This is a genomic window from Streptomyces sp. NPDC003300, from assembly GCF_040610915.1.
GTDB lineage: Bacteria > Actinomycetota > Actinomycetes > Streptomycetales > Streptomycetaceae > Actinacidiphila.
Genome location: NZ_JBEXNE010000001.1, coordinates 463,892 through 486,483, shown reverse-complemented (window position 1 = coordinate 486,483; position 22,592 = coordinate 463,892). Strand labels below are relative to the sequence as shown.

Genomic DNA, 22,592 nt, shown 5'->3' with positions numbered 1-22,592 from the left:
CGGAACCCGAGTGCCCGACGCGATGACGCGGGCGCGCTTTCGGCCCGCCTCCCTCGGCACGGCGTCGGCGGCCTTTTTATCGACGGGCTGATTTCGTCGTTTCTCCGCACCGTTCCAGAATCTCCCCGAAGGGGTCGACCGGCATGCATGAAGACAGCTCCTTCTCAGAAGACAGTTCCTTCCCGGCGGACAGCGTTTCCCGGGATCTCTTCGAACTGACGTCGGCCCAGCAAGGTGTCTGGTACGGGCAGTTGATCGATCCGGACAGCCCGAAGTACAACATCGGGGAATGCCTGGAGATCCGCGGCGACCTCGACGAGGCGCTTTTCGCCGCCGCGCTCGGCCGGGCCGTCGCCCACTGCGACAATCTCCACCTGCGGTTCGAGACCGGCGACGACGGCGTCCGGCAGTACGTCACCGACCGCCCGGCCATCGCGACCGACCGGGTCCGCCTGATCGACCTGTCCGGCGCGGAGGACCCGGCGGCCGAGGCCGAGGCGTACATGGCACGGGACATGGCCACCGTCGACCGGCTCGACGCCCCGTCCCACCACTTCGCGCTGCTGCGTCTGGCCCCCCGGCTGCGCTACTGGTACGTGCGCTACCACCACATAGCCATCGACGGCCTCAGCGGCGGCGTGGTCAACCACCTCGTGGCCGACCTCTACGCGCGTGCGGTCCGCGGCGAGGACATCACCGCGGTCGACCTCCCGGCCGCCTCACTGCGCGAGCTGGTGGCGGACGAGCTGGCGTACCTCGGGTCGGAGCGCCACCGCGCGGACCGGGCGTACTGGATCGACACCTTCGCCGGGCCGACCGCCGAACGAGGGACGGACGCGGCCGGGACGGCCGGGACAGCGGCACCGGCACGAACGGCGGGAACGGCGGGAACGGCGGACGAGGCGGACGCCCGCGGCGGCGCGCCGCTCATCCGCCGCCGCGCCGCGGACCTGCCGGACGCGGGCGACGACGCCGCGCCGGGCGCGGGCCCGGCCACCCCGCTGCACACCGGCGAGTCGCTGCCCGTCGCCGTCATGGACGGCCTGCGACGGCTCGGCTCTGCCCGCCGCACCACCTGGACGGCCGTCGTGGTGAGCGCGGCCGCCGCGTACGTCGCGCGGGCCACCGGCCGCGAGGACGTCACCGTCGGGCTGGCCTCGAACGGCCGGCACAGCGCGCTGCGGCACGCCGTCGGCATGACGGCCAACGTGCTGCCGATCAGGCTGCGCCTGCCCGCCGACCGGACCGTCGGCGACCTGATCCGGTCGGTGTCCGCCGAGATGGCCCGCGCCCTGCGCCACCGCCGCTACTCCCGCGAACAGCTCGCCCGCGAGGTGGACGCGGGCGACGACGCCGCGCGCCTGACCGATCTCGTCGTCAACGTCATGCCCTACAACTTCGACCTCGACCTCGCGGGCAGCCCCGCCACCTCCCGCGTGCTGTCCATCGGACCCGTCGACGACGTGTCGCTCTTCGTCTCCGAACGGTCGGAGGGCATAGGCCCGCTGATCGGGCTGGACGCCGCCCCGGCGCTCTACCACCCCGACGACGTCCTGCTCCACCAGCACGCTCTCGTCTCCTTCCTCACCGCGCTGGCGGCGGCGGACGCCGACACCCTGCTGCGCGACCTGCCGTTCCTGGACGACGACGCGGCCGAGGCGGTCCTCGCCCAGGGTCGCGGCGCGCAACTGCCGCCGCGCACCGCCACGGCGAACCTGCCCGAGGCGTTCGCCGCCCAGGCGCGCCTGACCCCGGACGCGACGGCCGTCGTGGACGGCGCCCGCACGCTCTCCTACCGCGAACTCGCCCGCACCGCGGACGCCCTGTCCCACGCCCTGGCGGGCTGGGGCGTGGCCGCGGAGGACCGGGTCGCGGTGCTCCTGGAACGCTCGGCCGCGGTGGTGTCCGCCACCCTCGGCGTGGTGGGCGCGGGCGCCGCCTACGTGCCGATGGACCCGGCCTGGCCCGCGGAACGGCTCAGCGGCGTCTGCGGCGTCGCGGGCGTACGCGCCCTGGTGGTCGACGAGGCCGCCGCCGCGCAGCCGTGGGTGAAGGAGGCGGCGGCCGGTCTGCCGGTCGTCGTCGTCGACAGGACCGGTGCCGTCGTCCGCGGCGGGCCGCCGTCCCCGACGCCGCCGCCGAGGGCCGGACATCCCGACCGGCTCGCGTATGTGATGTTCACCTCGGGCTCGACCGGTCTGCCCAAGGGAGTTGGCGTCACGCACGGGGACGTTCTGGCGCTGGCGGCCGACTCCGCGTGGCACGACGGCGCGGTGGAAGCGGTGCTGATGCACTCGGCGTATGTCTTCGACGCCTCGACGTTCGAGATCTGGGCGCCGCTGCTCAGCGGCGGCCGGATCGTCGTCGCACCCGAAGGCGTCCTGCACGCACCGGTCCTGCGCGACATGGTGGAGCGCCACGCGGTGACCGCGCTGTTCCTGACCACCGCCCTGTTCAACCTGGTGGCCGAGGAGGAGCCGACGGCGTTCGCCGGACTGCGCCTGGTCTGCTCCGGAGGCGAGGCCGCCGCTCCCGACCTGCTGCGACGGGTGGCCGTCGGCGCGCCCGACGTGACGGTGCTGCACGTGTACGGGCCCACCGAGACCACCACCTTCGCCACCCGCCACCACGTCACCGCCGACCCGCTGCCGGGACCGCCGCCCATCGGCCGGCCCCTGGACGGCATGCGCCTGTACGTGCTCGACGACGCCCTGCGCCTGGTGCCGCCCGGCGTGGTGGGGGAGCTGTACGTCGGCGGCTCCGGTGTGGCGCGCGGCTACGTCGGCCGCCCCGACCTGACCGCGACCCGCTTCGTGGCCGACCCGTTCGGTACGGGGGGCGGCCGGATGTACCGCACCGGCGACCTCGTGCGCTGGACCGCGGGCGGCCAGGTGGAGTACGTCGGCCGCGCGGACAGCCAGGTCAAGCTCCGCGGCTACCGCATCGAGCCCGCCGAGATCGAGTCCGTCCTGCTCACCGCGCCGGGTGTGCGCGCCGCGTGCGTCGTGGTGCGCGAGGACACGCCGGGCGACCGGCGGCTGGCCGCCTATATCGTGCCGTCGGCCGACGTCCGCCCCGACGAGGAGTCCCTGGTCCGGCACGTCACGCGCGCCCTGCCCTCGTACATGGTGCCCTCGGTGTTCGTCCCGCTGGACGCGCTGCCGCTGAACCCCAACGGCAAGGTCGACCGGCGCGCCCTGCCCGTGCCGCCGGCCGCGGTCGCGACCGGCCGTGCCCCGCGCACCCCGCGCGAGGAGGTGCTCGCCGGGCTGTTCGCCGATGTCCTGGGCGTGGCCGCCGTCGGCATCGACGACAACTTCTTCGCGCTGGGCGGCCATTCACTGCTGGCCACCCGGCTCACCGGCCGGTTACGGGCGGCGCTGGGGGCCGAACTCGACCTGCGCACCCTCTTCGACCACCCGACGGTCGCCTCCCTCGCCGGGGTCCTCGACACCGCCCGCGCCCGCGGACCGGTCCTCGCCCCGCGACAGCGCCCCGACCCGTTGCCGCTGTCCTTCGCGCAGCAGCGGCTGTGGTTCCTCAACCGCGTCGAGGGCCGCCCCGGCAGCACGTACAACGTCCCGCTCGTCCTCGCGCTCGACGGCGACCTGGACGTGCGGACCCTGCGTGAGGCGCTGGCCGACGTGGTCGACCGGCACGAGAGCCTGCGCACCGTCTTCGCCGAGGAGGACGGCGTCGCCCGGCAGGTGATCCGGCACGGCGCCGACGCGGCGGCGCTCGTCCCGCTCACGGTCGCGCACGCGCCGTCCGACGAAGGCAGGGCAGATGGGGCAGGCGGGGCAGCGGCAGCACGCGACGACCGCGCGGAAGGCGCGGAAGCCGGCGCGGGCCGGGGAAGCGAGCAGCGCCAGGAGCATGCCGCCGCCTGGGCCGAGGAAACGGTACGGCACCTGACCTCGCTCCCCTTCGACCTCGCAGGGGACGCCCCGCTGCGCGCCCACCTGCTCGTGCTGGGCGCCGACCGGCACGTCCTGGTCCTCGTCCTGCACCACGTCGTCGCCGACGGCTGGTCGCTGGCCCCGCTCGTGCGTGACCTCGGAGCCGCCTACCGGGCCAGGGCCGCGGGCGCGGACGCCCCCGACTGGCCCGCGTTGCGCGTGCAGTACGCCGACTACACGCTCTGGCAGCGCGAACTGCTCGGCGGCGACGGCCCGGACGGCCTGGGCGCACGCCAACTCGCCTTCTGGCGGGAGGCGTTGGCGGGCGCGCCCGACCTCCTCGACCTGCCGCTCGACCGGCCCCGGCGCGCGGTGCCCACCCACCGCGGCGGCGCGCACCCGATCGAACTGCCCGCCGCCACGCACACGGCGCTGGTCCGGCTCGCCCGCGCGTGCGGCCGTACCCCGTTCATGGTCCTCCAGGCGGCCCTCGCGGTGACGCTGCACGCGTACGGCGCGGGCACGGACATCCCGCTGGGCACCGCGGTGGCCGGACGTACCGACGAAGCGCTGGACGACCTGGTCGGCTTCTTCGTCAACACCCTCGTGCTGCGCACCGACCTGTCCGGCGACCCGACCTTCCGCGAACTGCTGGACCGGGTGGGGCGGTTCGACCTGGCCGCCTTCGGCCACGCCGACTTGCCCTTCGAACGGCTGGTGGAGGAGCTGAACCCCGAGCGCTCGGGCGACCACCACCCGCTCTTCCAGACCATGCTGGTCCTCCAGAGCCAGCGGCAGGCGCGGCTCGACCTGCCGGGCGTCACCGTCCACGACCGGTCCGCGCACACCGGGATCAGCAAATTCGACCTGACCCTCTCGCTGACGGAGGCCGACCCCGACCCCGACGGCGACCCGGCCGAGGCCGGCGGCATCAGCGGGTATCTGGAGTACGCCGCCGACCTCTTCGACCCGGACACCGCCCGCGACCTGTGCGACGGCTTCGTCCGTGTCCTCACCCAGGCCGTCGCCGAACCCGGCCTCGCCGTCAGCGCGTTGGAGCCGATGGCGCCCGGCGCGCGGGCCCGGCTCCTCGGCCGCGGACAGGGCGAGCGGCGACCGCTGCCGACCCGTACCGTGCCCGAGGCGGTCCAGGACTGGGCCCTGCGCACACCCGGCGCCGTCGCCGTGCGCGACGCGGGCACCAGCCTGACCTACGCCGCTCTCGACGCCCGCGCCGACAGCCTCGCCCAGGTACTGCGCGAGCGAGGGGTCGGCCGCGAGAGCGTCGTGGCCCTGGCCGTACCGCCGTCCGTGGACACCGTGGTGGCCATGCTGGCGGTCCTGCGGGCGGGCGGGGCCTACCTGCCCGTCGATCCGCGGTACCCGGCGGCGCGCATCCGGCAGATGCTCGACGACGCCGGGCCCGTCCTGCTGCTCACCACCGGGCGGATACGCGAGGACCTGCCCGTCGGCGGGCCGCCCCGGCTCGCGCTCGACGACCCGGCCGACATGGCGGCCGGCCCCATGGCGCGGGACCCGAGAGCGTCCCATCCGGCCGACCCCGCGTACGTCATCTACACCTCAGGTTCCACCGGCCGCCCCAAGGGCGTGGTCGTCCCGCACGGCGCGCTGGCCAACCACATGGCCTGGATGACGCGGCACTTGGACGTCACCGCGGACGACCGGGTGCTCGCCCGCACCTCCACCAGCTTCGACGCGTCCGTCTGGGAGGTGTGGCTCCCGCTGGTGAACGGCGCCGAGGTCTGCGTGCTGCCGCGCGAGGCCAACGAGGAACCCCGTGAACTCGTCTCCTGGATGAGCAAGTTCGGAGTGACCCTCGCCCAATTCGTGCCCTCCCACCTCGCCCTCGTCCTCGCCGAGGCCGGGAGCCACGCCCCGCTGCCCGACCTGCGCGCCGTGCTGTGCGGCGGCGAACCGCTGCCGCGCGCCGTCGCGGCCGAGGTCGCCGCCCAGTGGCGGGTGCCGACGCACAATCTCTACGGGCCGACCGAGGCGACCATCGACGCCACCGCCCACCGCGTGCCGGACGCGACGACCGCGCCCACCGGCCCGCACGCCCGGCCCGCCGCGCCCGACGAGCCGTCCGCCGCGCCCGCCGCGTCCGAGACCGTGCCGATCGGCCGCCCCGTCGACACCATGCGCGGGTACGTCCTCGACGACCGGCTGCGGCCCGTCCCGCCCGGTGTCACGGGGGAGTTGTACCTGGCGGGCCCCAACCTCGCGCGCGGCTACCTCGACCGGCCGGGGCTGACCGCCGCCCGGTTCGTCGCCGACCCCTTCGCCGCCGACCTCGCCGCCACCGGCGCTGACTTCGCCGCCACCGCCGACCCCGGCGACCCGACCTCCGCCGCCGGTGCCCGGATGTACCGGACGGGCGACCTCGTGCGGTGGAGCCGCGACGGCCTGCTCGAATACCGGGGCCGCGCCGACGACCAGGTCAAACTCCGCGGCTTCCGGATCGAGTTGGGCGAGGTCGAGGCCGAACTGGCGGCCCTGCCCGGCGTCACGGCCGCCTGCGCCGTCGTCCGCGAGGACGTCCCCGGCAGGCCCGTCCTGGTCGCGTACGCCGTCACCGGCGACCCGGCACCACAGGGTCCCGGCCTGCGCGACGCGCTCGCCGGGACGCTGCCCCACCACATGGTCCCCTCGGCGGTCGTCGTGCTCGACGCCCTTCCGCTGCTGCCCAACGGCAAGGTGGACCGCCGCGCCCTGCCCGAGCCCGCCGCGGGCACCGGCGGCCCGAGCGCACCGGGACGGCGCACCTTCCAGGAGGAACTGCTCGCCGGGATCTTCGCCGACGTCCTCGAAGTGCCCCAAGTACGGCCCGGGGACAGCTTCTTCGACCTCGGCGGGCACTCCCTGCTCGCGATGCGCGTCGTCAGCCGTATCCGCACCCTGCTGCACGCCGACGTCACCCTGCGCACGCTGTTCGAGCACCCGACCGTCGAGGAGCTGGCCCGCGTCCTGGACACGCCGGGCCGCCGCCGACCCGCGGTGCTGCCCGTAACGCGGCGGCCCGACCCGCTGCCGCTGTCGTTCGCCCAGCGCCGCCTGTGGTTCCTCAACCGGCTGGAGGGCCCCAGCTCCACGTACAACATCCCGCTCGTCCTGCAACTGCGGGGCGCCCTGGACGCGGACGCCCTGCGCGGCGCGCTGCGCGACACCGTCGCCCGGCACGAGGCGCTGCGCACGGTGTTCCCCGAACGGGACGGCGTACCGCACCAGTTGATCCTTCCGGCCGACACGGCCGCGCCCGCGCTGCCCGTCACGAGCACCGCCCCCTCGCGGCTGGAGGCGGCCGTCCTGGACGCCGTACAGGAGCCGTTCGACGTCGGGACGGACCTGCCGCTGCGCGCGCTGCTGCTGCGCTCCGCGCCCGAACACCACGTCCTGGTCCTGGTGTTGCACCACATCGCGGGCGACGGCTGGTCGCTGGCCCCGCTCGCCCGCCACCTCGGCGACGCCTACCGGGCGCGCCTGGCGGGCGAAGAGGGCGGCACGGCGCCCGGCCCGCGGCTCCAGTACGCCGACTACACCCTGTGGCAGCACGCCCTTCTCGCCGAGGACGGAAGCGACAGTGCCGTCGAGGACCCCGCCGCCCACGGCGACAGCCTGCTGCGGGAACAGCTCGACCACTGGCGCGCCGCCCTCGACGGGCTGCCCGTCCTGATCGACCTGCCCTCGGACCGGCCGCGCCCGGCCGTCGTCGACCCGAGGGGCGCGGTGCACGCCTTCGACGTGCCGCCCGCCGTGCGCGACGGCCTGCTGAAGCTGGCCAGGGAGTCGGGGAGCAGCCTGTTCATGGTGCTCCAGGCGGCCGTCGCCACCCTGCTGAGCCGGCACGGCGCCGGGGACGACATCCCGCTCGGCACCCCGGTGGCGGGCCGCACGGACGAGGCGCTCGAAGACCTGGTCGGGTTCTTCGTCAACACCCTCGTGCTGCGCACCGACCTGTCCGGCGACCCCACCTTCGCCGAACTCCTCACCCGTGTCAGGGAGTTCGACCTGACGGCCTACGCGCACCAGGACATACCCTTCGAGCGGCTGGTGGAGGAGCTCAACCCCGCCAGAGCGCGCGACCACCACCCGCTGTTCCAGACCATGCTCGTCCTGCAGAACCAGGACAGTCCCCGCCCCGACCTGCCCGGCGTCGCCGTCGAGGACCGCCTCGTCCACAACGGCCTGAGCAAGTTCGACCTCACCTTCGCCTTCACCGAGGAGCCCGCGGGGGCCCCCGATGCGGACGGCTCCCTGAGCGCCGGAATCGAGTACGCCACCGCCCTCTTCGACCGTGCCACCGTCGAAACCCTCGCCGCGCGCCTGGTCGGGCTGCTGGAACAGGTCGTGGCCGATCCGGACCTGCGCCTGGCCGCGTACGACCTGATGACGCCGGACGAACACACCCGCATCACGCGCTGGGGCACCGGCCGCGCCCTGCCGACCGGCCCGGAGGACGGCACCCTGACCGCCGCCTTCGCCGCCCAGGCGCGGCGCACACCGGACGCCGTGGCCGTCGTCGCCGACGACACCACCCTCGACTACGCGGGACTCGACCGGATCTCGGCCGACCTCGCCGGGGTGCTCGCCGGTCTCGGGGCCGGTCCGGAGACGCGGGTCGGTGTGCTGCTCGACCGGTCCGCCGCGGTGGTGTCGGTGTCCCTCGGTATCGTCCGCTCCGGGGCCGCCTACGTCCCCCTCGACGGGCGCTGGCCCGACGAACGCCACAGCCAGGTCGCCGACATCGCGGACATCCGCCTCCTCGTCGTCGGCGAGGAGTCCGCGCGATCGCCCCGGGTCGCCGCCGCCGGGACGCCGGTCGTGGTCGTGGACCGGCTCGGCCGGGTGCTGTCCGGAGCACGCCGCCCCGCCGCCCCGGCCCCCGTGCCCGGCCCCGCGACCCTGGCGTACGTCATGTTCACCTCGGGCTCGACCGGTCTGCCCAAGGGCGTTGGCGTCACGCACGGGGACGTCCTGGCGTTGGCGGCCGACTCCGCGTGGCACGACGGCGCGGTCGAAGCGGTGCTGATGCACTCGGCGTACGTCTTCGACGCCTCGACGTTCGAGATCTGGGCGCCGCTGCTCAGCGGCGGCCGGATCGTCGTCGCACCCGAAGGCGCCCTGGAGGCACACGTCCTCGACCACGCCGTCCACGAGCACGGCGTGACCGCCGTCTTCCTGACCACCGCCCTGTTCAACGTGATCGCGGAGACCGATCCCGGCGCCTTCGCGGGGCTGCGGCTCGTCTGCGCCGGTGGTGAACTGGCCTCGCCCGACCTGATGCAGCGCGTCGCCCGGGTCGCGCCCGGAGCGCGACTCCTGCACGTGTACGGGCCCACCGAGACCACCACCTTCGCCACCCGCCACCATGTCACCGAGGATCTGCCGACCGGGCCGCCGCCCATCGGCCGCCCGCTGGACGGCATGCGCGGTCACGTCCTCGACCACCACCTGCGTCCGGTGCCGCCCGGTGTCACGGGCGAGCTGTACCTGGCAGGACGCGGCGTGGCGCGCGGGTACATCGGCCGCCCCGACCTGACCGCCACGCGCTTCGTGGCCGACCCGTTCGGTACGGGGGGCGGCCGGATGTACCGCACCGGAGACCTCGTGCGCTGGACCCCGGGCGGCCACGTGGAGTACGTCGGCCGCGCCGACGGCCAGGTCAAGCTGCGCGGCTACCGCATCGAACTGGGCGAGATCGAAGGGGCGCTGGCAGGCTGCGAGGGGGTCGCCGACGCCTTCGCCATGGTCAGGGAGGACACCCCCGGTGACCGCCGGCTCGTGGCCTACGTGGTGCCCGCGGCCGACGGCCGCCCGGAGGCCGGTGCGCTCGCGAGCGCCCTCGGCCACTCGCTGCCCGCCTACATGGTGCCGTCGGCCTTCGTCCTCCTCGACACGCTGCCGCTGACCCCCAACGGCAAGGTCGACCGGCACGCGCTCCCCGAACCCGCCCGCCGCGCGCCGGTCCGCACGCGGGCCGCCCGCACCGCCCGCGAGGAGATCGTCCGCGGCCTGTTCGCCGACGTCCTCGGACTGCCCGCCGCGGCGGCCGACGACGACTTCTTCGCGCTGGGCGGCCACTCGCTGCTCGCCACCCGCCTCGCCGCCCGCGTCCGCACCGCGCTCGGTGTGGAGATCGAGGTCAGAGCCCTGTTCGAGCATCCCACCCCGGCCCGGCTCGCCGACGCTCTCGACGACGCGCGGCGGGCCAGGACGCCGCTGCTGCGGGCCGCCTCCCGCCCCGACCCGCTGCCGCTGTCCTTCGCGCAGCAACGGCTGTGGTTCCTCAACCGGTTCGAGGGGCCCAGCGCCACGTACAACGTGCCGATGGTGCTGCGGCTGGACGGTCCGCTCGACGCGGACGCCCTCGCGAGCGCCGTGGCCGACGTCGTCGAGCGGCACGAGAGCCTGCGCACGGTCTTCCCCGACACACGGGGCGTGGCACGCCAGGTGGTGCGCGCCGCCGACGACGCGGACATCGACCTCGCGCCGCGCGACACCGACCCCGGGCGGCTGGACGAGGCGCTGAGCGCGGAGGTGGCGCACACCTTCGACGTGAGCACCGGCCTCCCGCTGCGGGCGCGGCTGCTGCGGCTGGCCGACGACGCCCACGTCCTGGTCCTGCTGGTCCACCACATCGCGGGCGACGGCTGGTCGCTGGCCCCGCTCGCCCGTGACCTGGGCCTGGCCTACCGGGCCCGCGTCGCGGGCGAGGAGCCCGGCTGGACCGAACTCGCCGTGCAGTACGCCGACTACACGCTGTGGCAGCGGGAACTGCTCGGCGCCGAGGACGACCCGTCCAGCCGGGCCGCGCGCCAACTGGACTTCTGGCGCGGCGCGCTCGACGGCGCTCCCGAACTCCTCGACCTGCCGTACGACCGGCCGCGCCCCGACGTCACCTCGCATCGCGGCGACGCGTTCTCCTTCGCCGTGGACGCCGGTACCCATCGGGCGCTGGCGGACCTCGCCCGCGCCCGCGGGTGCAGCCTGTTCATGGTGCTCCAGGCCGGTGTGGCGGTGCTGCTCTCCCGGCACGGCGCGGGCGAGGACATCCCGCTCGGCACCCCCGTGGCCGGGCGCACCGACGAGGCCCTGGACGACCTGGTGGGCTTCTTCGTCAACACCCTCGTGCTGCGCACCGACCTGTCGGGGAACCCCACCTTCGGCGAAGTGCTCGACCGCGTGCGGGAGTTCGACCTGGCCGCCTACGCCCACCAGGACATTCCGTTCGAACGCCTGGTGGACAGCCTCGACCCGGTCCGCGCCCAGAACCGGCACCCGCTCTTCCAGACCATGGTCGCGCTCCAGAACCAGGCCGACGCCGCCGTGGACCTGCCCGGCCTCACCGTGACCGGGCAGCATGTCGGCACCGGCATCAGCAAGTTCGACCTGACGTTCACCTTCACCGAGAAGCGCGACGAGGTGAACGCGCCCGCCGGTCTCGACGCGGTCCTGGAGTTCTCCACCGAACTGTTCGCCCACTCCACCGCGCACGGCCTGGCCGACCGCCTCACCCGGCTCCTCGGCGCGCTCGCCGCCGAGCCGGAGCGGCCGGTGCACACCGCCTCCGTCCTGGCCGCCGACCGGCGGGCGGCGCTGCTGGCGGCCGGGCACGGCCCGCTCCGGCCCGCTGCGGGCACGATCCCCTCGGCGTTCGCGGCCCAGCGCGCCCGGACCCCGGAGGCTGTCGCGGTGCGCGCGGGCGCGCGGACCCTGACCTTCACCGAACTCGACGCGCTCTCCGGCGAGTTGGCGGACCGTCTGCGCGGTCGCGGGGTCGGCCGCGGCGACCTGGTCGCCCTCGCGATGCCCGGCACCGCGGACCAGACGGTCGCCATGCTGGCGGTGGCCAAGGCCGGGGCGGCCTATCTGGCGGTCGACCCCGAGTACCCGCGGGCCCGTATCGCCTTCATGATCGACGACGCCCGTCCCGTACTGCTGCTCACCCGCGGGGCCACCGCGCCGCGGGACCTGCCCGTACCCGTCCTGGACTTGGACGTGGACCTGGACGTGGACCTGGACCCGGGGGCCGTGAGCACCGGCGCGGCCGGTCGGACTGCTGTGGCTGCCGACCCGCGCGACGCGGCGTACGTCATCTACACCTCGGGCTCCACCGGGCGCCCCAAGGGCGTGGTCGTCACCCACGGCTCCGTCACCAACCACATGGCGTGGATGGCCGGCCACCTCGAACTCACCGACGACGACCGGGTCCTCGCCCGCACCTCACCGAGCTTCGACGCCTCCGTCTGGGAGACCTGGCTGCCGCTGCTCCACGGCGGTGCCACCTGCCCCGTGCCGCCCGCGGCCAACCACGACCCGGCGGGACTGCTGGCCCTGATGCGCGAGACGGAGGTGACCGTCGCGCAGTTCGTGCCCTCGCACCTCTCGCTCCTGCTGGCCGAGACCGCCCCCGGCGACGCGCCCGGGAGCCTGCGCGCGGTGCTGTGCGGCGGCGAGCCGCTGACCCGGACACTGGCGGAGCGCGTCGGCCGCGACTGGCGGGCGCGGGTGCACAATCTCTACGGCCCGACCGAGGCCACCATCGACGCCACCGCCCACCGGTGGGACGGGCGGCAGGACACCGACGGGTACGGGGAGAGCGTCCCGCTGGGCCGCCCCGTCGACAACACCCGCGCCTACGTCCTCGACAGCGGCCTCCAGCCCGTGCCGCCCGGCGTCACCGGGGAGCTGTACCTCGCGGGCGACGGCCTCGCCCGCGGCTACCTCGGCCGCCCGGCGCTGACCGCGGCGCGGTTCGTCGCCGACCCGCACGGACCCGGCGGCGCCCGGATGTACCGCACGGGCGACCTCGTCAGATACGGCGCCGACGGCGAGCTCACCTTCGTCGCCCGCGCCGACGAACAGGTCAAGCTCAACGGCCTGCGCATCGAACCCGGCGAGATCGAGGCCGCCCTCACCGGCCTGGACGGGATCGCCGCCGCGTGCGTACTGGTCCGCGAGGACATACCGGGGGAGCGGCGCCTGGTCGCCTACACCGTCCCCGACCGGCCCGGCGCCCCCACCGACCGCGAACTGCGCGACCGCCTGGCAGCGGAACTGCCCGCCTACATGACACCCGCCGTCTTCGTCCCGCTGGACGCGCTGCCCCTGCTGCCCAACGGAAAGACCGACCGCAAGGCGCTGCCCGCCCCGGCCCGGCCCGCCGCCGCCCGGCCCGGAGGACAGCCGCGCACCGCGTCCGAGCGCGTGCTCTGCGAGGTCTTCGCCGCGCTGCTGCACACCGACACCGTCCGTACCGACGACGACTTCTTCGGTCTCGGCGGCGACAGCATCCTCTCGATCCAGCTCGTCAGCCGCGCGCGGGAGGCCGGGCTGAGCGTCACACCGCGCGACGTGTTCGCGCACCGCACGCCCGAGGCGATCGCGGCCGTCGCCCGAACCCTCGGCCAGGACGTGCCGGCCCAGGCCGTACCCGGCTCCGGTGAACTGCCGGCCACGCCCATCGCCGCGTGGCTGCTGCGTCGGCCCGGCACCATCGACGGGTACAACCAGTCAGGGGTGCTGCGCACACCCGCGGGAGCCGACGAGGACAGCGTCGCCGCCACGCTCCAGCGCCTCATCGACCATCACGACACGCTCCGGCTGCGGGCCGTCAGGACCGGCGAGGACGGCCCCGTGCTCGACGTGCTGCCGCCCGGCGCCGTGAGCATCCGCCGGCGCCTCACCCGTGTCGATGTCGCGGGGCTCGACGCCGACGCCGTCCGCACCGTCCTCGCCGAGGCGGGGGAGCGGGCCCGGCGGCGGCTGCGGCCCGCGGACGGCCACGTGGTCGAGGCGGTCTGGTGCGACGCGGGACCGCACGCGCGCGGACGGCTGCTGCTGGTCGTGCACCACCTCGCCGTCGACGCCGTCTCCTGGCGCGTCCTCGCCGAAGACCTCGCCACCGCCTGGCACGCCGTCACCTCGGGTCCGCCCGAGGACGGCCTGCCCGCCGTCGGCACGACCTACCGCGGCTGGGCGCGGCTGCTCGCCGCTCAGGCGCTGGAACCGGCGCGCGAAGCGGAACTCCCGCTGTGGGAAAGGGCCTTGAGCACCCCCGCGCCCCGCCTGGGAAACCGGCCGCTCCACCCCGACCTGGACACCGCCGACCGGACCCGCACGGTGACCACCCGGCTGCCCGCCACCTGGACCGCGCCGCTGCTCACCGACGTGCCCGCCGCCTTCCACGCGGGAGTCGGCGACGTCCTGCTCACCGGCCTCGCCCTCGCCCTGAACTCCTGGCAGGCCCAACGGGCGGCCGATGGCGGCCCGTTGCCCGGCGGCACCGGCGTGCTGCTCGACGTCGAGGGCCACGGACGCGAGCAGATCGCCGACCACGTCGACCTGTCCCGTACCGTCGGCTGGTTCACCAGCCTCTACCCGGTCAGCGTCGATCCGGGACCCGTCGATCCCCGCGACCCGGGGCGCTTCGGCCCCGCGCTCGTGGACCGCGCGCTCAAACGCGTCAAGGAGCAGTTGCGGGCCGTGCCCGACCACGGCCTCGGATTCGGGATGCTGCGCCACCTCAACCCGGCCACCCGCCCCCGGCTCGCCGCCCTGCCGGAACCGCAGATCGGCTTCAACTACCTCGGCCGGTACACCACTTCGCACCAGGACACCGCCGGGGCCGCGCGGCAGGACTCGGGCGCCGACTGGGAAGTGCTGCTCGACGGCGGCGGCCCGCGCGCCCAGGACCCGGACATGCCCGTCCACCACGTCCTCGACATCAACGCGCACACCGAGGACCTGCCCGACGGCCCGCGCCTGGTGACCCGGTGGACGTGGGCCGCCGACCTGATCGCGGAAGAGGAGATCGACGCCCTGTCCGACGCCTTCGGCCGCGCCCTGCGCGCCATCGCCGAGCACACCGAACAACCCGACGCGGGCGGCTACACGCCCTCCGACCTACCGCTGGTCTCGCTCGACCAGGCCCAGATCGACCGGCTTCAGAACAAGTGGGGTGGACACAAGTGACCGGGTTCCAGTTGGAGGACGTACTTCCGCTGACACCGCTTCAGTCGGGGATGCTCTTCCACGCGCTGTACGACTCCGCCGCCGTGGACGTCTACACCGCGCAGTTCGTCTTCGACCTCGAAGGCGCCGTCGACGTCGCCGCGCTGCGCGCCGCCATCGGCGCCCTGCTGCGGCGGCACGCCAACCTGCGGGTCGGTTTCCTGCACGAGGACCTGGACGAGCCCGTACAGGCGGTCGCCGCCACCGTCCCCGTACCGCTGGAGGAACTCGATCTGACCGGGCGGGACGGCGCGGCGGCGGGCGAACGGCTCGGCGCGTTCCTCGCCGCCGACCGGACCCGGCGCTTCGACCTCACCTCCCCGCCGCTGATGCGGTTCACCCTGGTGCGCACCGCCCCCCGTCAGTCGCGGCTGGTCATGACGAGCCACCACATCCTGCTCGACGGCTGGTCGACACCGCTGCTGGTACGGGAGCTGTTCGAGCTGTACGCGAGCCGCGGCGACGACACCGCGCTGCCCCGCCCCACCCCCTACCGGACCTACCTGGCCTGGCTCGCCCGGCAGGACCGCGCCGCCGCCCTGGACGCCTGGCGCACCGCCCTGGCGGGCCTGGAGGCCCCGACCCTGCTCGCCGGGCCCGGCCGGACGCGGACGGCCGCCACCGACGACCTGCCGGGAACGCTCGTCCTCGACCTGGACGCGGCCACCACGACCCGGCTGCGCGAGACCGCCCGCGCCCACCGGCTCACCGTCAACACCCTGGTCCAGGGCGCCTGGGGACTGCTGCTGACGCACCTCACCGGGCGCGACGACATCGTCTTCGGCACCACCGTCTCCGGCCGCCCGCCCGAGATACCCGGCGTCGAATCGATGATCGGCCTGTTCATCAACACCGTGCCGGTACGGCTGCGCCTGGAGCCCGGCGAGACCCTGGCCGCGCTCCTGACCAGGCTCCAGGCCGAACAGGGCCGTCTCCTGGACAGCCAGTACCTGGGCCTGACCGAGATCCGCGGCGTCACCGGACTGGACGAACTCTTCGACACCCTCGCGGTCTTCGAGAACTACCCGGTGGACGCCGCCGCGCTGAGCACCGCCCGGCGCGGACTGCCCGGCCTCGACCTCACCGGCTTCACCGGCACGGACGCCGCCCACTACCCGCTCACCCTCACCATCGCGCCGGGCGACCGGCTGAGGATCACCTTCGGCTACCGGGCCGCCGTCCTCGACCACGACGACGTGGCCCGCACCGTCGCCCGCGTGCGGCGCGTGCTGACCGCGATGGCCGACGGCCTCGACCGCCGCGCCGACACCGTCGACGTCCTCCTCGACGGCGAGCGCGAACGGCTGCTCGCCCTCGGGCGCGGCGCCCCGCTCCCCGTCGGCATCGTGGACACCAGCGTCTGGGACACCGTGCTGCGCCACGCCGCCGACCACCCCGACCGGCCCGCCGTGACCGGCGCGGGCGAGCCGTTGTCGTACCGCGAACTGGCCGACCTCGCGGGGGAGACGGCCCGCGCCCTGACCGGCCTCACCACCGCGTCCGGCAGCCGCGTCGGTGTCATGACGGAGCGCTCGGCCGCCCAGGTCACCGTGTCCCTGGCCGTGCTGGGCGCGGGCGCCGCCTATGTGCCGCTCGACCCGCGCTGGCCCGACGAACGGCTCACCCGTGTCGCCGAGGCGGCCGGATTGCGCGCCCTGGTGGTCGACGAGGCCGCCGCCGCCCATCCGTGGGTCCGCGGTCTCGCCACCGCCCTGCCGACGCTGACCGTGGACGCCGCGGGTCGGGTCCGCGCAGGCGCGCCCGCCGCCCCCGGAACCCTGCCGGAGGTCACCGGGGGAGCCCGGCTCGCGTACGTGATGTTCACCTCGGGCTCCACCGGCCTGCCCAAGGCCGTCGGCGTCACCCACGCCGACATCGCCGCGCTGGCCGCCGACCGCGTCTGGCACGGCGGCGCGGCCGACGCCGTCCTGCTGCACTCGGCGTACGTCTTCGACGCCTCCACCTTCGAGATGTGGGCGCCGCTGCTCAGCGGCGGCCGGGTCGTCGTGGCCCCGCCCGGCCCCCTCCAGCCCGCCGTGCTCCGGGACCTCGTGACACGGCACGGCCTGACGTCGGCGTTCTTGACCACCTCCCTGTTCAACCTCGTCGCCGAGGCCGACCCGGACGCGCTCGGCCTGCTCCGCACGGTCGCCTCGGGCGGCGAGGCCGCCGCCCCCGGCGTCCTGCAACGCCTGGCCGCCGCCCACCCCGGCACCGCCGTCCTCAATGTGTACGGGCCCACCGAGACGACCACCTTCGCCACCCGCCACCAGGTGCGCCCCGAGGACGGCCCCGACGGCGCGCCGCCGATCGGCGGCCCCACCGACGGCACCCGCGCCTACGTCCTGGACGCCGCGCTGCGCCCGGTCCCGCCGGGAGCCGAGGGCGAACTGTACGTCGCGGGCCCCGGCGTGGCGCGCGGCTACCTGGAGCGGCCCGCCCTGACGGCCACCCGCTTCGTCGCCGACCCGTTCGCCGCCACCGGGGACCGCATGTACCGCACCGGCGACCTCGTGCGCCAACAGCCCGACGGCGTCCTCCAGTACGTCGCACGGGCCGACCAGCAGGTCAAACTGCGCGGCCACCGCATCGAGCCCGGCGAGATCGAGGCGGTGCTGCGCGCCGACCCGTCGGTGCGGTCCGCCTGCGTCATGGTGCGCGAGGACCTGCCCGGCGGTCGCGGACTCGCCGCGTACGTCGTCCCCGCGCCCGGCCGCACCCCCGACCCCGACCTGCTCACCGCGCACGTCGGCAGCCACCTTCCCGGCTACATGGTGCCGACCGCGATCCAGGTGCTCGACGGCTTCCCGCTGACCGTCAACGGCAAGCTGGACCGGGCGGCCCTCCCCGCGCCCGCCGCCCCTGACCTGGCCCCGGTCCGGGCCCCGCGCGACGCCCACGAGGAGATCCTGACCGGCCTGTTCGCCGACGTGCTCGGGGTGCCCCGGGTCGGCCCGGACGACAGCTTCTTCGCGCTCGGCGGCCACTCGCTGCTCGCCACCCGCCTGGTGGGCCGCATCCGGACCGCCCTGGCCGCCGAGACCGAGATCCGCACGCTGTTCGACCACCCCACCGCCGCCGCCCTCGCGACCGCGCTGAAGGACGCGCGCCGTCCGGCGCGGCCCGCGCTCGTCCCCCAGCCCCGCCCTGCCGTCCTCCCGCTGTCGTACGCCCAGCGCCGCCTGTGGTTCCTGCACCGCCTCGAAGGGCCCTCGGCGACGTACAACATCCCCTTCGCCGTACGCCTGGACGGGCCCCTCGACACCGGCGCGCTGCGCCGGGCCCTGCGCGATGTCGTCGTCCGGCACTCCGCGCTGCGCACGGTCTTCCCCGAGCACGACGGCGGACCGCGCCAGCTCATCACGGCGGCCGACGACGTCCGCCTCGTCCTGGCCGCGGAGACCGTCGAGCCGGACAAGCTGCACGACCGGGTCAGGTCCGCGGCGGCCGAACCGATCGACATCGAGCGGCAGTTGCCGCTGCGGGCGACTCTCCTGCGGCTGGCCGACGACGCCCACGTCCTGGTCCTGGTGATCCACCACATCGCCTCCGACGGGTCCTCCATGGCGCCCCTCGCCCGTGACCTCGCCGCCGCCTACCGCGCCCGCGTCGGCGGGCGGGCCCCGGCCTGGGCCGAACCGCCCGTCGACTACGCCGACTTCACGCTCTGGCAGCGCGGGCTGCTCGGCGACGAGCAGGACCCCGACAGCGCCATGGCCCGCCAACTGCGGTACTGGAAGCAGGCGTTGGACGGCCTGCCGCACCTGGTCGAACTGCCGTGGGACCTGCCGCGCCCCGCCGTCCCCCGGCACACCGGCGCCAGCCACGACTTCGTCCTGGACCCCGCCGTGGCCCGGCGCGTCACCGACCTCGCCCGCAGCCGCGGCTGCACGGTCTTCATGGTGCTCCAGGCGGCCCTGTCACTGCTGCTGTCCCGGCACGGAGCCGGTGACGACATCCCGCTGGGCACGGCGGTCGCCGGACGCACCGACGAGGCCGCGACCGACCTCGTGGGCTTCTTCGTGAACACCCTCGTGCTGCGCACGGACCTGACGGGGGACCCGACGTTCCTCGAACTCCTGGACCGTGTCAAGGACGCCGACCTCGCGGCCTACGCCCGCCAGGACGTCCCCTTCGAGCGGCTGGTCGAACTGCTCAACCCCGCGCGCTCGCAGAACCACCACCCGCTCTTCCAGACCATGCTCGTGCTCCAGAACCACGCCCCCGCCGCCCCCTTCGACCTGCCCGGCCTCACCGTCTCCGGCCTGCCCGTCGATCCGGGCGTCAGCAAATTCGACCTGTCGTTCACCTTCACCGAGACACCCGCCGGTACGGATACGGATACGGGTACGGATACGGGTACGGCGGACGGTCAGGACGCGTCCGGCGCGTCCGGCCCGTCCGGCGGCATGCGCGCGACCGTGGACTACGCGACGGAGCTGTTCACCGAGGCCACGGTCGGCGCGCTCGCCGAGCGCCTCGTCGTCCTGCTCGGCGAGGTCACCGCCGACCCCGGCCGCCCGCTGCGGACCTACGACGTCCTCGGCCCCGGCGAACGCGCCCGGATCGCCGCCCTGGGCACAGGACCGGCCGACGACCTGCCCCGCTCGACGGTCCCCGAACTCTTCGCCCGGCAGGTCCGCCGCGCCCCGGACGCCCCGGCGGTGCGCGACGCGGCCACCACCCTCAGCTACGCCGAACTCGACGCGCGCGCCGAAGCCCTGGCCCGCCGTCTCCTCGCGCGGGGCATCGGCCCCGAGGACCGGGTGGCCGTCGCGCTGCCCCGGACCAACGACCTCGTCGTCGCCCTCCTCGGCGTCCTCAAGGCCGGTGCCGCCTATCTGCCGCTCGACCCCGACTACCCGGCCCAGCGGCTGTCCTTCATGCTCGACGACGCCGGGCCGCGGCTGCTCCTCACCACGGCCGACGTCGGCGCCCGCCTCCCGGAGACCGCCGTACCGCGCCTGGTGCTCGACAGCCCCGAGGCGGACGGTCAGCCGGTCCCGCCGCCCGGGGACACCGCCGTCCCGCCGCGTGCGCTCCCGTCGCATCCCGCGTACGTCATCTACACCTCCGGCTCCACCGGCCGGCCCAAGGGCGTGGTCGTCACCCACCAGGGCGTCGGCGCCATGGCCAGGACGCAGCGCGACCGGCTCCGGGCCGGTCCCGGCAGCCGGGTCCTCCAGATGGCGTCGGTCAGCTTCGACGCCGCGTTCTGGGAGCTGTGCATGGGGCTGCTGTCCGGCGCCTGCCTGGAGATCGGGGAACGCGAGGCCCTGCTGCCGGGACCCGCCCTCGCGGCCGCCGTCCGCACGCGCGGCGTCACCCACCTCACGCTGCCCCCGGCCGCGCTCGCGGTGATGGAGCCCGGCTCCCTGCCCACCGGGATCACCCTGGTGCTCGCGGGCGAGGCGTGCCCGCCGGAGCTGGCGCGGGCCTGGGCGCGCGAGCGGTACCTCGTCAACGCCTACGGCCCCACGGAGACGACCGTCTGCGCCACCATGAGCGGCTTCCAGCAGGCGGACGGCGCCCTCGCCCCCGACCGCACGGTCCCCATCGGCCTGCCCGTGGACGGCACCCGCGTGCACGTACTGGACGACCGGCTGGCACCCGTCCCCTCCGGTGTCATCGGCGAGTTGTACGTGTCGGGCGCGGGACTGGCCCGCGGCTACCTCGGCCGGGCCGCCCTCACCGCGTCCCGCTTCGTGGCCGACCCGTTCGACCGCTCCGGCGGCCGTATGTACCGCACCGGCGACCTGGTGCGCCGTACGGCCGAGGGCCAGATCGTCTACGTCGGCCGGGTCGACGACCAGGTCAAGCTCCGCGGATTCCGGGTGGAACCCGGTGAGATCGAGGCCGCGATCACGGCGCTGCCCGGCGTCGCGGCGGCCTGCGTCGTCGTCCGCGAGGACCGGCCGGGCGACCGGCGCCTGGTCGCCTACACCGTGGCCGCGCGCGGCGAGACGGCCCCCGACGAGGCGGCGATCCGCGCCCGGCTCGCCGACACGCTGCCCGGCCACATGATCCCGGCCGCGTGCGTCCGGCTCGACGCGCTGCCGGTCACCCCCAACGGGAAGACCGACCGTCGTGCCCTGCCCGCGCCCGGTCACGCCGCGCCCGCCGCGTCCAGGCCCCCGGCCACCGACCGCGAACGCGAGCTGTGCGCGGCGTTCGCGCAGACGCTCGGCGTGCCCGAGGTCGGGGTGACGGACGACTTCTTCGCCCTCGGCGGCCACTCGCTGCTCGCGGTGACCCTGGCCCGCAGGATCGAGGAGCGGTGCGGCCGACGGCCCTCGCTCAGGGCGCTGTTCGCGGCGCCGACGGTCGAAGGCGTCATCCGGTCGCTGGACGGCGCGGCGGACAGAGGTCCGGCGGCGCCGGACACCACGCCGACCGGGCCGGGCGAGGGCCCGGGCGAGGGACCGCTGGACCCGGTCGCGTCGTACCTCCTCGCGGAGGTCCGGCTCGCCCCCGACATCACGGGCGGTGCGCGCCGGACCGCGCCGGTGCCCGCTCCCACCCGCTCCCGCCCCGCCGCCCGCCCCCTGCTGACCGGCGCTTCCGGCTTCCTCGGCGCGTTCCTGCTGCGCGACCTCATCGAGGCCACGGACGGCCCCGTCGACTGCCTGGTCCGCGCCGACGGCCCGGACCACGCGGCGCACCGGCTGCGGGCCAACCTGGAGCGCTACGGCCTCTGGCGCCCCGCCTACGCCGACCTGGTCCGTCCCGTCCCCGGCGACCTGGCCGCCCCCGGCCTCGGCCTGTCGCCCGACGACCGCGCCGCCCTGGCCCGCCGCCTCGGCCCCGTGCTGCACAACGGCGCCCGGGTCAACTTCGCCGCCCCGTACGGCGATCTGCGCGCCCCCAACGTGGCCGGTACCGAGGAACTGCTGCGGCTGCTCGCCGACTCCGGCTCACCGGGCATGCACTACATCTCGACCACGAGCGTCTACGCCCCGTCGTCCGATCCCGACGCCGCGCCCGTCACGGAGTCGACGCCGACCGGCCCGGCCGCCGACCTGCCGGGCGGCTACGCGCAGAGCAAGTGGGTGGCCGAGGGGATCGTCGGCCTGGCGCGCGCCCGCGGCCTGCCGGTCACCGTCTACCGCCCCGGCCGGATCAGCGGCGACACCGCCACCGGCGCCTGCCAGGACCGCGACCTGCTCTGGCAGCTCATCAAGGGCTGCCTCCAGGCCGGGGCGGTGCCGGACCTGCCGCACGGCTCGACCGACTGGATACCCGTCGACTACGTCAGCGCGGCCGTCGTGGCACTGGCCCGCTCCGCCGGGACCAGTACCGCCATGCCCGTGTACCACCTCACCAACCCGGACGCCCCCGACCTGCGGACCGTCTTCGAAGTGGCCGCCCGCCTGGGCCACGACCTGCCCACCGTCCCGGTGGCACGGTGGCGCTCCCGCGTGGCGGCGCAGCCCGACAACGCCGCCCAGCTCCTGCTCGGCGACGACACCCCGCCCGCCGGCTCCGCCCCCTCCCACCACCGCCGCTTCGACTCCCGGCGCACCGCCGCGCAAGCCGCCGCCGCGGGCGTCCACCTGCCGCCCCTGACCGACACGGTCCTCACCCGCTACCTCACCCACGGCCACACCACCGGCTACCTCCCCACCCCCTGACCCGGCCCCGTCCGCGCCGCGACCGACCGAC

General features: G+C 75.4%; 2 protein-coding genes. Both read left to right on the top strand.

Annotated features, from left to right (window positions below; genetic code table 11):
- Nucleotides 1–143: 143 nt before the first annotated feature.
- Nucleotides 144–14,891, top strand: a complete 14,748-nt coding sequence (locus ABZX65_RS01800) for an amino acid adenylation domain-containing protein (protein ID WP_355333255.1) — start codon at nt 144–146, stop codon at nt 14,889–14,891.
- On the top strand, nt 14,888–22,561 hold the full coding sequence (locus ABZX65_RS01795; RefSeq protein ID WP_355333253.1) for an amino acid adenylation domain-containing protein: 7,674 nt from the start codon (nt 14,888–14,890) through the stop codon (nt 22,559–22,561). The genes ABZX65_RS01800 and ABZX65_RS01795 overlap by 4 nt, the downstream gene beginning before the upstream one ends.
- The last annotated feature ends 31 nt before the right edge of the window (nt 22,562–22,592 follow it).

Excerpts from the sequence above, each read along its gene's own strand:
- ABZX65_RS01800 (WP_355333255.1), top strand. The coding sequence starts at position 144 with ATGCATGAAGACAGCTCCTTCTCAGAAGACAGTTCCTTCCCGGCGGAC.